Genomic DNA, 12,048 nt, shown 5'->3' with positions numbered 1-12,048 from the left:
TGTGACCCCGGCACCCCGGACGCCCGTCGTCGTCCTCGTCTCCGGCAGCGGCACCCTGCTCCAGGCCGTGCTCGACGCCAGCGCCGATCCCGGTTACGGCGTCGAGGTCGTTGCCGTCGGCGCCGACCGCGACGGGATCGAGGGGCTGGCGCGGGCGCGGCGGCACGGAATACCCACCTTCGTGGAGCGACTGCAGGACCACCCGGACCGTGCGTCCTGGGATCAGGCGCTGGCCGACGCGATCGGCGCCTACGCTCCGGATCTGGTCGTGTGCGCCGGGTTCATGAAGATCGTGGGGGACCCTGCGCTCTCGCGCTTCCGGATCGTCAACACCCACCCGGCCCTGCTGCCGAGCTTCCCCGGTGCCCACGGTGTGCGGGACGCGCTGGCGCACGGCGTCAAGGTCACCGGCGCCACGCTCTTCGAGGTCGACGCCGGCATCGACACCGGGGGGATCCTGGCCCAGCGGGCGGTCGAAGTGCGCGAGGACGACACGGAGGAGAGCCTGCACGAGCGCATCAAGGTGGTGGAGCGGGCGATGCTCGTCACGCTGCTACCCCAGCTGGTCCGGCAGACCGGGGACGGCCCCGACACAGCCGCCCGGTCCTGACATAGGCGAGGTCCGCCTCACCCGCTCGATCGTCGTGGACGCCCCCACCAAGCGGGTGTGGGACCCGGTGGCCCCCCGGGAGGGCATCGGCCACGAGCTGCGGGTGGTGCCCCGCGTGCCGTTGCCGGTCCCGGCGCGGGCCGTCCTGCGACGCGGTCTGGATACGCTCTTCGCCCAACGGCACCGCAGGCTACGTGCCTGTCTGGCGCCCGGGGCCGCCCACTAGACTGACGACACACGACTGGCGCGGGTGGGTCACCACCGGGGAGTGAGAGTTCGTGGGTATCGCCCGCCTGGGTGCCCACCGAGCCAGCAACCGCGAGGAGAACTTTCGTGACCGCCACCGACCGCCGCTTGATCCGCCGGGCGCTCGTCTCCGTCTACGACAAGACCGGACTGGAGGAGCTCGCCCGCGGCCTGCACGAGGCCGGTGTCGCCATCGTGTCCACCGGCTCGACCGCCGGCCGGATCGAGGGGGCCGGCGTCCCCGTCACCCGGGTCGAGGAGCTCACCGGCTTCCCCGAGTGCCTCGACGGTCGGGTCAAGACCCTGCACCCGCGCGTGCACGCTGGCATCCTGGCCGACACGACCAACCCCGACCACGTCACCCAGCTCCAGGAGCTCGGCGTCGAGCCCTTCGATCTGGTCGTGGTCAACCTCTACCCGTTCACCCAGACCGTCATGTCCGGCGCGAGCCAGGACGAGTGCGTCGAGCAGATCGACATCGGCGGTCCCTCGATGGTGCGGGCCGCGGCCAAGAACCACCGCAGCGTCGCCGTGGTCACCAGCCCCAGGGCATACCCCCAGATGTTGCAGACGGTCGCCGCGGGCGGCTGCACGCTGGATGAGCGCCGTGCCCTGGCCGCCGAGGCGTTCGTGCACACCGCCAGCTACGACGTCGCCGTCGCCTCCTGGATGCTGGCGCAGGCACCGGACGACACCGACGCGACTTCGGCTGGTAGCGGCTTCCCGGCCTGGATCGGCGCGACCTGGGAGAAGAAGGCTGTCCTGCGCTACGGCGAGAACCCGCACCAGCGCGCCGCCCTCTACACCGACGGCTCCGCGCCGCAACCGGGCCTGGCCCAGGCCGAGCAGCTGGGCGGCAAGGAGATGTCCTACAACAACTACCTCGACGCCGACGCCGCGTGGCGGGCCGCGCACGACCAGGGCGACCAGCCGACGGTGGCGATCATCAAGCACGCCAACCCGTGCGGGATCGCGGTCGGGACGGACATCGCCCAGGCCCACGCCAAGGCCCACGCCTGCGACCCGCTGTCCGCGTTCGGTGGCATCATCGCGGCCAACCGGCCGGTAACCGCGGCAATGGCCGAACAGATTAAGAACGTCTTCACCGAGGTGGTCCTGGCCCCCGGCTTCGAGCCCGAGGCGCTGGAGATCCTGCGCACCAAGGCCAACCTGCGCCTGCTCGCGGTGGGGCCCCCTGCCCGCGGCGGTCTCGAGACCAGGCCGATCTCCGGAGGCCTGCTCCTGCAGGCGGTCGACACCGTCGAGGCCGAGGTGGAGGGTGGCGGTGACGACGCCTCCCGCTGGCGGCTGGTCGCTGGCGACCCCGTCGACGAAGCCACGCTGGCCGACCTGCAGTTCGCATGGCGTGCGGTCCGGGCCACCAAGTCCAACGCGATCCTGCTCGCCGACGACGGGGCCTCCGTCGGGGTGGGTATGGGGCAGGTCAACCGGGTCGATTCCTGCCACCTGGCGGTGAGCCGGGCAGGGGACCGGGCCGCGGGCTCGGTCGCCGCCTCGGACGCCTTCTTCCCCTTCGCCGACGGGCTGCAGGTGCTGCTCGACGCCGGCGTGCGCGCGGTCGTGGCCCCCGGCGGCTCGATCCGGGACGAGGAGGTCGTCGAAGCAGCGCGCGCGGCCGGGGCGGCGATGTACTTCACCGGCACCCGCCACTTCGCCCACTGACCGGGCACGTCCGCGATCTCAAGCTTCTGGTGGCGTCTTGAGGCCTACTTCCACCACGCCTACTGACCCTTGTGCGGCCCTCGGTCGATGATCACCCCCACCGACCGGCGTGCGACGCTACGCTCGGGCCATGACCACACTCGTCATCACCGTCATCGGTGAGGACCGCCCTGGGTTGGTGAGCGCCCTCTCGGACGCCGTGGCGGAACACGGCGGCAGTTGGGTCCGCAGCCAGCTCTCCGAGCTTGCCGGGACCTTCGCCGGCATCGTCACGGTGGAGGTGCCCCCCGACGCGGTCGAGCCGTTGAAGGGGGCGCTGCGGGGGCTGCAAGGAGTGCTGGAGACGAGAGTGCGTCGCATCGACGAGGACCCGCCGCGACCGGCGGCCGAGGGGGCCGTCGCCCACCTGGAGCTCGTCGGCCACGAGCGGCCGGGCATCGTCCGCCAGATCAGCGGCGTCCTGGCGGCCGCGGGTGTCTCGGTAGAGCGTCTGCAGACTGCGGTAGTGCCCGCCCCGCAGGCGGGAGGGGACCTGTTCCAGGCCCGTGCGCTGCTGCGGGCTCCGGCCGGAACTGACCTGGACAGGCTGCGCTCCGCGCTGGAGGATCTGGCTCAGGAGCTGCAGGTCGACGTGGCATTCGGCGAGGACGAGCAGGGCGCGGACTGGGGGTGAGCCCGACGCCCTAGACTCGGCGGCATGACGGCGACAGTGCTTGACGGCAGGGCGGTTCTCTCCACGATCAAGGACGAGCTGCGGGCGCGGGTGGCCAGGCTCGCCGAGAAGGGCGTGGTGCCGGGTCTGGCGACGGTCCTGGTCGGGGAGGACCCGGCCAGCGCATGGTACGTCGGCGCCAAGCACAAGGATTGCGCCGAGATCGGCATCTCCAGCATCCGCAAGGACCTGCCGGCCGACACCCCCCTGGAGGAGGTGCTGGCGGTGGTCGACGAGCTCAACGCCGACCCGGCCGTCACCGCATACCTGGTCCAGCAGCCCACCGGTCTGGACGAGTTCGCGATCCTCTCGCGCGTCGACCCGGTGAAGGACGTCGACGGCCTGCACCCGTTCAACCTGGGCTCGCTGGTGATGAACGAGCCGGCGCCCCTGCCGTGCACGCCCGTGGGCTGTGTGGAGCTGCTGCGCCGGTATGACGTGCCGCTCGCCGGTGCCGAGGTGGTCGTGGTCGGCCGCGGTCTGACCGTTGGACGGCCGCTGGGACTGATCCTGACCCGGCGCAGCGAGAACGCCACCGTCACCCTGTGCCACACCGGCACCCGCGACCTGGCCGCGCACACCCGGCGGGCCGACATCGTTGTCTCGGCGGCGGGCGTGCCCGACATCATCACCCCCGACATGGTCAAACCGGGCGCGGCGGTGCTCGACGTCGGCGTCGCGCGCCGGGAAGGCAAGATCGCCGGTGACGTGCATCCGGACGTCGCCGAGGTCGCCGGCTGGCTCACGCCCAACCCGGGCGGGGTCGGCCCGATGACGCGGGCGATGCTGCTCGCCAACGTGGTCGAGGCCGCCGGGCGCGCTGCCGGCGCGACGTCCGCCGGCTGACTCACAGCAGTGAGCAGCGGGGAGCAGGGGGACCGGCTGGGCGCGGCGCGCCAGACCCAGCCGCTCGGGGTGTGGTGGGTCGGCGTCGCCGGGTTAGCGCTGTCCCTGCTGCTGCTCCTGGGGCAGAACCTGCGCGCCTACGGGGTCGCGCTCGGCGCGACGCTCGGGGTGCTAGCGCTCCTACGCGCCTGCCTGCCGGCGCGGCTGACCGGTGGTCTGTCCGTGCGGGGCCGCTGGGTGGACGTCGCCACGTTGCTGGTGCTGGGGGCCGCGGTGGCCCTGCTGGCCACCAACCTGCGTCAGGTGTAGGTACGCCCCGTACGACCGCGGGCCGGGCCATCACCGGTTCTGGTGAGGACCCGGCCCGGGGTAAGCCGTGCGGTGCGGGCTAGATGCGGGTGCGGGCTAGATGAGACCAAGCTCGGTGACGGCGGTCCGCTCCTCGTCCAGCTCGGCAACGGAGGCGTCGATCTTGCCGCGGGAGAAGTCGTCGATGTCCAGGCCCTGGACGATCTCCCAGCTGCCGTCTCCGGTGGTGACCGGGAAGGAGCTGATCAGGCCCTCGGCCACGCCGTAGGAGCCGTCGGAGCGGACGGCCATCGAGACCCAGTCGTCGGCGGGGGAGCCGAGGAGCCAGTCGCGGGTGTGGTCGATGGTGGCCGAGGCGGCGGAGGCGGCAGAGGAGGAGCCGCGAGCCTCGATGATGGCCGCGCCACGCTTGGCCACGGTCGGGATGAAGGTGTTCTCCAGCCAGTCGCGGCTGTCGTCCCCGACGGCCTCGGCGGCGTTGCGGCCGGCGACCTTGGCGTGGAACAGGTCGGGGTACTGGGTCGCGGAGTGGTTGCCCCAGATGGTCATGTGGGTGATGTCGCTCACCGGCGCACCGACCTTGGCCGACAGCTGGGCGATGGCCCGGTTGTGGTCCAGCCGGGTCAGGGCGCTGAACCGCTCGGTGGGGATGTCGGGAGCGTTGCTCATCGCGATGAGGGCGTTGGTGTTCGCCGGGTTGCCCGTCACCGTGATCCGGATGTCGTCAGCGGCGTGGTCATTGAGGGCCTTGCCCTGCGCGGTGAAGATCGCGCCGTTGGCCTCGAGCAGGTCGCCGCGCTCCATGCCCTTGGTGCGCGGGCGGGCGCCGACCAGCAGGGCGATGTTGGCGCCGTCGAAGACCAGGTTCGGGTCATCACCGATCTCGACGCCGGCCAGGAGCGGGAAGGCGCAGTCGTCCAGCTCCATCACCACACCCTCGAGGGTCTTCAGGGCGGGCGTGATCTCCAGCAGGCGCAGCTGGACGGGGGTGTCCTTGCCCAGCAGCTCACCGGAGGCGATGCGGAAGAGGAGGCTGTAACCGATCTGGCCGGCAGCGCCGGTGACGGCGACCTTGACGGGAGAGTTCACGAGGGTGCCCTTCGCTCGACGTGTGGGATGGGCGGCGCTGCAGGTGCCGCCAGCGCCGACGCTAGCACCCGCCCCGACAGTCCTGGCGCAGGGATCCGCGCGGCTGCTGGGCAGGCGTGCTCCTCAGCACTGGCCCGCAGGCGGGGAACGGGCTAGCGTGGGGGCGCTATCCACCACCAGCCCACCACCACGACGAGGGGTCGACCATGGGACTGTTCGCCAAGGTCCGACAGGTGCTCGCCAAGGCCGAGAAGGTGCTCCCGGGCTCCGGCCGGGCCGCCGATGGCCAGACGCTTGATGACCGTGCCTTCAATGAGCGGGTCTTCGAGGACAGGGACGACGTCCTAGGGACCGCGCAGCCGGAGCCGGGCGCCGCGGCATCGACGCCGGCAGCATCACCGGATCACGGCGACGCGCCCGACCCGGTGACGGCCGCGGCCGACACCGAGGCGGAGCAGCAGACGCCGCGGCGTTACCGCACCCACACCATCCAGCCGGGTCAGAGCCTGGCGGACGTGGCCGAGCAGCACGGTGTCAGCGTGCAGGAGGTGGCCGAGCTCAACGGCGTGGACCCTGAGCTCGTCTTCGCCGGCCAGGTCCTCCGGATCCCGCACGGCTGACCCTCGGCCCGATGGGCTCAGCGCTCGGCTGCCCCCATCGGGAAGTCCTGCAGCGGGGACCACAGCTCGTCGCCGCGGTGCCCGTAGAGCCGGAACGCCTCGACCTGGAAGGTGCAGCTGAAGCCGGTGAGATCGGCGAAGACCTGGTCCAGCACCCGCTGCGGCAGGTCGTGGGCGAGGGTGACGTGGGGGTGGTAGGGGAAGCTCAGCTCGCGCTCCAGCGGCCCGGAGCGCACGTCCCGCTCGAGCTGCTCGCAACTGGCCACGCCCTGGGCGACCTGCACGTAGACCACGTCGGAGACCGGCCTGAAGGTGCCGGTGCCGCGCAGGATCGCCTCGAAGGGGGTATGCCGCGCAGCCACCTCGCTCAGGTGGGCCCGCACGCCGTCCAGGGCGGCCGAGGTCGTGGTGGTGGGTGGCAGCAGGGTGATGTGGGTGGGGATGTGCCGGGCCCGGGTGTCGCCGTAGTCGACGCGCAGCTGGCGCAGATACTCACCCCAGGGCTCAGGCACCGGGATGGCGACGCCGATGACCGCGTCCCGGGATGTGGTCGAGTCACCGCTGGTCACGGTCGCACCCTATCCAGAGGCCGGGCACGAGAAGGGTCGGAGGGGTGATGACGACGAGGCTCAGGCCACCACCGGGCGGGCCGTTGCCCGGTCCACGACCATGGAGTAGTGGTCCAGCAGCTGGTCGACGAGGGCGGGCCAGGAGCGCTGCTGGACCCTGGCCCGGCCGGCCCGGCCGAGCTGCTCCCGCAGACCGGCGGCCTCCGGGCCGGTGAGCGGCTCGACCGCCGCGCGCAGGGCGCCTGGGCGGTCGGGGTCGAAGAGGTGGCCAGTACGGCCCACGTCCACCAGGTCCACCGGGCCACCCCTGGCGGGAGCCACTACCGGCAGCCCGGCCGCGGCGGCCTCCTGCAGGGTCTGGCCGAAGGTCTCCCGGGTGCCGGTGTGCACGAAGACGTCGAAGGCGGCGTAGGCCTGGGCCAGAGCGGCACCCTCGCGCCGGCCGAGGAAGACCGCCCCCGGCAGCAGCGACTGCAGCAGGTCGCGGCTGGGGCCCTCGCCGACCAGGACCAGCCGGGTGCCGGGGAGGCGGGACAGCTCGGCCAGGCGGTGCAGCTCCTTCTCCGGGGCCAGCCGCCCGACATACCCCAGGAGCGTCTCTCCGTGTGGGGCCAGCTCGCCCCGCAGGGCCGTGGCGACCGGGTCGGTCCGACGGTCGGGATGAAACAGCTCGGAGTCCACGCCGCGCCCCCACAGCGCGATCCGGGGGACGCGGTGGGCGGCGAGGTCCGCCAACGCGGCGCTGGAGGGTGCCAGGGTGAGGTCGGCCTGGTCGTGGATGCGGCGGATCCAGCGCCAGGCGGCGCGTGCGGTGAGCTCACCAGCCGGCCCCGCGTGCTGGCGGATGTAGGAGGGCATGTCCGTCTGGTAGATCGCGACCGAGGGCAGACCCAGGGCCCGGGCGGCGGTCAGCCCGCGCACCCCCAGCACGAACGGCGAGGCCACGTGCACCACGTCGGGGCGGAACCGGTGCAGCACGGTCTCCATCTCGTAGGAGGGCAGCCCGACCCGAAACTGCCGGACCGGGACGCTGGTGACCGTGTGCACTGGGAACCCGGCGTGGTACTGCGGCGTCGGGACCGGGCTCCACGGGCTGGTCCCGGGGGCGACGACGAGTGCCTCGTGGCCCTGGGCGCGCAGGCACTCCAGCACCCTGCACACGCTCGTGGTGACCCCGTTGAGCGCCGGCAGGAAGGACTCGGTGACGATGGCGACCTTCACGTGCCCAGCCTGTCCACCCCAGGTGCGCCCTCGGCGACGGCCTGGGGTGTGTCGGGTAAGCGTTGGATGACCAGTGGGTATCGGGGCCCCTCGCACACCCGGCGTCGGGGTCCGGTGCTCAGGTCAGATCCCCCCGCCCGCGCTCCTGGAGGGCCGCGACCACGGCCTTGACGTCCTGGCAGCGCTCGCGCGTGGTGACCAGGACGGCGTCCGGGGTGTCCACGACGACGACGTCGGCGAGCCCGAGGGTGATGACCATCCGCCCGCCATGCGCGACGACCACCCCCGTGGACCCCTCGCTGAGCACGTGATCGGCAGGACCCAGCACGCGCAGCCCCGGGTGCTCATCGCTCTCGGGCAGCAGGGCCGCCAACGAGGCGAAGTCGCCGATGTCGTCCCAGGCGAACCGGGCGGGCAGCACCCGCACCCGCCCCGCGGCCGCGGCCGGCTCGGCGACCGCGTGGTCGATGGCGATCCTGGTCAGCGATTCCCACCTGCTCGTGACCAGGTCAGGATCGGCCGCGATGTCGCGCAGTGTGCGCACCATCTGGGGGTGCCTGACCTCCAGCAGCTCCAGCAGCGTCCGGGCCTGCACGACGAACATCCCGGCGTTCCATAGGTGGGCGCCACCCGCAAGGTAGTCGGCAGCCCGCTGCGCGTCCGGCTTCTCCACGAACGCCTCGGCCTGCCGCAGGTCAGGCGCGCCCGGCACGGCGGCCTCGGCGCCCACCTGGATATAACCGAAACTGGTCGCGGGGTGGGTCGGGGTGATGCCGAGGGTGACCAGGGCCCCGGTGCGCGCGGCGGCGACCGCCTGGCGCACGACCCCGTGGAAGGCGGGCACATCACCGATGACGTGGTCAGCCGCGAACGAGCCCAGCACCGCGTCCGGGTCCTGGCGCTCCAGCACAGCCGCCGCCCAGCCGATCGCGGGCATCGAGTCCCGGGGTCCGGGCTCGACCAGCACGTGCTCAGGGGCCAGGTCCGGCAGCTGGGCGAGGACACTGTCCGCGTGCCGGCTGCCGGTCACCACCATGACCCGATCGCCGGCCAGCGGCCGGAGCCGCTCGACCGTCGCCTGCAGCAGCGACCGGCCGCTGCCGGTGAGGTCGTGGAGGAACTTGGGGGAGTCGCTGCGGGACAACGGCCATAACCGGGTCCCGGACCCCCCGGCGGGAACGACGGCGGTGAAGCCGTCGAGCCGCTCCGAGCCGCCCCGAGGCCCGCTCTGCCGCGGTGCGTCGCCAGGGGTGTCCACGCTGGTCAGTCTAGGGTTGAGGCCATGGCCCAGCCTGACCGCCACACCGTCGTGACCCCCACCCACCCGCCCTCCGATGGCCGGCCCACCGCGCCCGGTGCGGTCGCCGATCGGATGGACACCTCGCTGGACCGCCAGGGGCGGGTGCTCACCCGGGCAGCCGTGGAGGCGGCATACCGGCACGTGGCCCGGCCCCTGCTCTTCCGAGTGGACCCCGAGGTGGCCCACCACGGCACCGTCGTGGCGGCCGAGCTGCTGGGCCGCACGCCGACGACCCGGGCGCTCGCCTCGATGGTGGGGTATGCGGTCGGTGCGGGCACCCTCTCGCCGGTGGAGCTGCTCGGCATGCGGTTCCCGCACCGGGTGGGGCTGGCCGCCGGGATGGACAAGGACGGGCGCGCCGCGGCGACCTGGGGGGCCCTCGGCTTCGGGCACGTGGAGCTGGGCACCGTCACACCGCGGCCGCAGGGCGGCAACCCGCGACCGCGGCTGTTCCGACTGCCGCAGAGCCAGGCCGTGATCAACCGGATGGGCTTCAACAACGCCGGCGTGCAGGCGATGGCCGGCCGGCTGCGCTCCGCCCGGGACCAGGGGCTGGTCGCGATCCCGGTCGGGGTGAGCATCGGCAAGAACAGGGACACCCCGGTCGAGGACGCCGTGACGGACTACCTCACCTGCGTGCGGGTCCTCGACGGGCTCGCGGACTACCTGGCCGTCAACGTCTCCAGCCCCAACACCCCCGGCCTGCGCTCGCTGCAGGACGCTGAGCCCCTGGGAGAGCTGCTGCGCGCGGTCGTCCGAGCCGCCGGGGACACCCCGGTGCTCGTCAAGCTGGCTCCCGACCTGAGCCACGCGGCTCTGGACGAGGCCCTCGACGTGTCGCTCGCCGCCGGGGTGTCGGGGATCATCGCCATCAACACCACCCTGGAGCGGTCCTCGGTCGCGCCCGAGGAGGCCGTGCTGGCCCAGGCGCAGGCAGGCGGGCTGTCCGGGGGGCCGTTGACCTTCCGGGCCCGAGAGGTGGTGCGGCAGGTGCGTGCCCGCACCGATCTGCCGGTCATCGGGGTCGGGGGGGTGCTCACCGGGTCGGACGCGGCCGCGCTGGTCGAGGCCGGGGCCGACCTCGTCCAGCTCTACTCGGGGCTGGTCTACGCCGGCCCGACGCTGGTGACGGACGCGACGGACGCGACGTCAGGCTCCGGCTGAGCCCTCGCTAGGCTTGGGCCCATGGCTGAGTCGACGACGGAGTCCGGGTTGCCCTTCAAAGCTGTATACGGCCCGGCGGACCTCGACGGTTTCGACCCCGGAAGCGCGCTCGGGGAGCCCGGGTCCTACCCCTACACCCGGGGGGTCTACCCCTCGATGTACACCGGGCGACCGTGGACGATGCGCCAGTACGCCGGCTTCGGCACCGCCGCGGAGTCCAACGCCCGCTACCGGGAGCTGGTCGCCAACGGCACCGGCGGCCTGTCGGTGGCCTTCGACCTGCCGACGCAGATGGGCTACGACTCCGACCACACGCTGGCCTCGGGGGAGGTCGGGAAGGTGGGGGTGGCGATCGACTCGATCGACGACATGGCCCTCCTCTTCGACGGGCTGCCCCTGGACGAGGTGTCCACCTCGATGACCATCAACGCCCCGGCGTCCACCCTGCTGCTGATGTACCAGCTGGTGGCCGAGGGCAACAACATCCCCGCGGCGAAGCTGACCGGCACGATCCAGAACGACGTGCTCAAGGAGTACATCGCCCGCGGGACCTACATCTACCCGCCCGCGGAGTCGCTGCGGCTGATCTCCAACATCTTCGCCTACTGTCAGGCCGAGATCCCGCGGTGGAACACCATCTCGATCTCCGGCTACCACATGGCCGAGGCCGGTGCCACGCCCGCGCAGGAGATCGCCTTCACCCTGGCCAACGCCAAGTCCTACGTGCAGGCGGCGGTCGAGGCCGGGCTGCACGTGGACGACTTCGCCCCGCGCCTGTCCTTCTTCTTCGTCGCCCGCACCACGCTGCTGGAGGAGGTCGCCAAGTTCCGCGCAGCCCGCCGCATCTGGGCCCGGATGATGAAGGAGGAGTTCGGGGCGCGCAACCCCAAGTCGATGATGCTGCGCTTCCACACCCAGACCGCCGGGGTGCAGTTGACCGCCCAGCAGCCGGAGGTCAACATGGTCCGGGTCGCGGTCCAGGGCCTGGCCGCCGTGCTCGGGGGGACTCAGTCGCTGCACACGAACTCCTTCGACGAGGCGATCGCGCTGCCGAGCGCCAAGGCGGCTCGGCTCGCGCTGCGCACCCAGCAGGTGCTGGCCTACGAGACCGACGTCACCAAGACGGTGGATCCCTTTGCCGGCTCCTACGTCGTGGAGAGCCTCACCGACGACGTGCAGGGCGCCGCGGAGGCGCTGATCGCCGCGGTCGATGACCGCGGAGGGGCGGTGCACGCCATCGAGGAGGGTTTCCAGAAGAGCGAGATCGAGCGCTCGGCCTACGAGAACGCCCAGCAGATCGACACCGGCGAGCGCGTCGTCGTGGGGCAGAACCGCTACACCATCGACGAGCACGAGCACTACGAGCCGTTGCGCGTGGACCCCGCTATCGAGGCCCAACAGGGGCAGCGGCTGGAGACGCTGCGGCGGGAGCGCGACAACGCTGAGGTCGAGCGTCGGCTGGACGAGATGCGGGCGGCCGCCCAGGGCAGCGACAACGTGCTCTACCCGATGCGGGAGGCGCTGCGCGCCCGGGCCACCGGTGGCGAGGTCGCCGACGCGCTGCGCGAGGTCTGGGGCTCCTACGTGCCCCGCGAGACGTTCTAGTCCCCCGGGCCCCTGCCGCACCCGCCGGTGGGGGCGCCCTGAGCAGGGTGTGAGCTGCGCGGCCACCACGCTGG

General features: G+C 72.5%; 13 protein-coding genes and 1 riboswitch. Of the genes, 9 read left to right on the top strand and 4 right to left on the bottom strand.

The genetic code is table 11. The features are described 5' to 3' along the window. Nucleotide 1 precedes the first annotated feature (1 nt). The 6 genes from purN (at nucleotide 2) to FY030_RS10790 (ending at nucleotide 4,406) form a co-directional block, all read left to right on the top strand. Nucleotides 2–610 carry a phosphoribosylglycinamide formyltransferase gene (gene purN, locus FY030_RS10815; RefSeq protein WP_420371855.1) on the top strand — a complete coding sequence of 203 codons (609 nt, stop codon included), beginning with the start codon at nucleotides 2–4 and terminating at the stop codon, nucleotides 608–610. Between the two features lie 34 nt (nucleotides 611–644). Continuing rightward, the gene (locus FY030_RS10810; protein ID WP_158061512.1) at nucleotides 645–836 is read left to right on the top strand and encodes a hypothetical protein; all 192 of its coding nucleotides are present in this window, start codon (nucleotides 645–647) and stop codon (nucleotides 834–836) included. A gap of 1 nt (nucleotide 837) precedes the next feature. Beyond that, nucleotides 838–916, top strand: a riboswitch (ZMP/ZTP riboswitch). A gap of 27 nt (nucleotides 917–943) precedes the next feature. Next, nucleotides 944–2,539, top strand: coding sequence for a bifunctional phosphoribosylaminoimidazolecarboxamide formyltransferase/IMP cyclohydrolase (gene purH / locus FY030_RS10805; RefSeq protein WP_238348238.1), 1,596 nt, complete (start codon nucleotides 944–946; stop codon nucleotides 2,537–2,539). Between the two features lie 130 nt (nucleotides 2,540–2,669). Continuing rightward, nucleotides 2,670–3,212 (top strand): glycine cleavage system transcriptional repressor, encoded by a 543-nt coding sequence (locus tag FY030_RS10800; RefSeq protein WP_158061511.1) that lies wholly within the window; start codon nucleotides 2,670–2,672, stop codon nucleotides 3,210–3,212. A gap of 24 nt (nucleotides 3,213–3,236) precedes the next feature. Next, nucleotides 3,237–4,097, top strand: a complete 861-nt coding sequence (locus tag FY030_RS10795) for a bifunctional methylenetetrahydrofolate dehydrogenase/methenyltetrahydrofolate cyclohydrolase (protein WP_158061510.1) — start codon at nucleotides 3,237–3,239, stop codon at nucleotides 4,095–4,097. Between the two features lie 9 nt (nucleotides 4,098–4,106). Further along, entirely contained in the window at nucleotides 4,107–4,406 is a 300-nt protein-coding gene (locus FY030_RS10790; RefSeq protein WP_238348237.1) for a DUF3017 domain-containing protein, read from the top strand. 96 nt (nucleotides 4,407–4,502) lie between these two features. Here FY030_RS10790 and FY030_RS10785 read toward each other — a convergent pair whose 3' ends face one another. Continuing rightward, nucleotides 4,503–5,495 carry a malate dehydrogenase gene (locus FY030_RS10785; protein ID WP_158061509.1) on the bottom strand — a complete coding sequence of 331 codons (993 nt, stop codon included), beginning with the start codon at nucleotides 5,493–5,495 and terminating at the stop codon, nucleotides 4,503–4,505. A 206-nt stretch (nucleotides 5,496–5,701) separates the two neighbouring features. On the opposite strand from FY030_RS10785, the gene FY030_RS10780 reads away from it, so the two are divergent. Beyond that, nucleotides 5,702–6,115, top strand: coding sequence for a LysM peptidoglycan-binding domain-containing protein (locus tag FY030_RS10780; protein WP_158061508.1), 414 nt, complete (start codon nucleotides 5,702–5,704; stop codon nucleotides 6,113–6,115). Nucleotides 6,116–6,132: 17 nt separating this feature from the next. Here the strand turns inward: FY030_RS10780 and FY030_RS10775 are convergent, their stop codons facing one another. The 3 genes from FY030_RS10775 to FY030_RS10765 form a co-directional block, all read right to left on the bottom strand. Continuing rightward, nucleotides 6,133–6,684, bottom strand: coding sequence for a 2'-5' RNA ligase family protein (locus FY030_RS10775; RefSeq protein ID WP_158061507.1), 552 nt, complete (start codon nucleotides 6,682–6,684; stop codon nucleotides 6,133–6,135). A gap of 60 nt (nucleotides 6,685–6,744) precedes the next feature. After that, nucleotides 6,745–7,905 (bottom strand): glycosyltransferase family 4 protein, encoded by a 1,161-nt coding sequence (locus tag FY030_RS10770; protein WP_158061506.1) that lies wholly within the window; start codon nucleotides 7,903–7,905, stop codon nucleotides 6,745–6,747. Nucleotides 7,906–8,023: 118 nt separating this feature from the next. Beyond that, nucleotides 8,024–9,163 (bottom strand): mannose-1-phosphate guanylyltransferase, encoded by a 1,140-nt coding sequence (locus FY030_RS10765; RefSeq protein ID WP_158061505.1) that lies wholly within the window; start codon nucleotides 9,161–9,163, stop codon nucleotides 8,024–8,026. A gap of 24 nt (nucleotides 9,164–9,187) precedes the next feature. Here FY030_RS10765 and FY030_RS10760 point away from each other — a divergent pair, with 24 nt between their 5' ends. Both FY030_RS10760 and FY030_RS10755 read left to right on the top strand, forming a co-directional pair. After that, complete coding sequence (locus tag FY030_RS10760; RefSeq protein ID WP_238348236.1) at nucleotides 9,188–10,369, top strand: quinone-dependent dihydroorotate dehydrogenase; 1,182 nt, start codon at nucleotides 9,188–9,190, stop codon at nucleotides 10,367–10,369. Between the two features lie 21 nt (nucleotides 10,370–10,390). Further along, nucleotides 10,391–11,974, top strand: coding sequence for an acyl-CoA mutase large subunit family protein (locus FY030_RS10755; protein WP_158061504.1), 1,584 nt, complete (start codon nucleotides 10,391–10,393; stop codon nucleotides 11,972–11,974). Nucleotides 11,975–12,048 lie beyond the last annotated feature (74 nt).

Origin of the sequence: Ornithinimicrobium pratense (assembly GCF_008843165.1) — a bacterium.
Lineage (GTDB): Bacteria > Actinomycetota > Actinomycetes > Actinomycetales > Dermatophilaceae > Ornithinicoccus > Ornithinicoccus pratensis.
Note: the sequence above shows the minus strand (reverse complement) of the source record. Positions and strands in the feature narration are given on the sequence as shown.

Excerpts from the sequence above, each read along its gene's own strand:
- FY030_RS10800 (WP_158061511.1), top strand. The coding sequence starts at position 2,670 with ATGACCACACTCGTCATCACCGTCATCGGTGAGGACCGCCCTGGGTTG.
- FY030_RS10795 (WP_158061510.1), top strand. The coding sequence starts at position 3,237 with ATGACGGCGACAGTGCTTGACGGCAGGGCGGTTCTCTCCACGATCAAG.
- FY030_RS10780 (WP_158061508.1), top strand. The coding sequence starts at position 5,702 with ATGGGACTGTTCGCCAAGGTCCGACAGGTGCTCGCCAAGGCCGAGAAG.
- FY030_RS10755 (WP_158061504.1), top strand. The coding sequence starts at position 10,391 with ATGGCTGAGTCGACGACGGAGTCCGGGTTGCCCTTCAAAGCTGTATAC.
- FY030_RS10760 (WP_238348236.1), top strand. The coding sequence starts at position 9,188 with ATGGCCCAGCCTGACCGCCACACCGTCGTGACCCCCACCCACCCGCCC.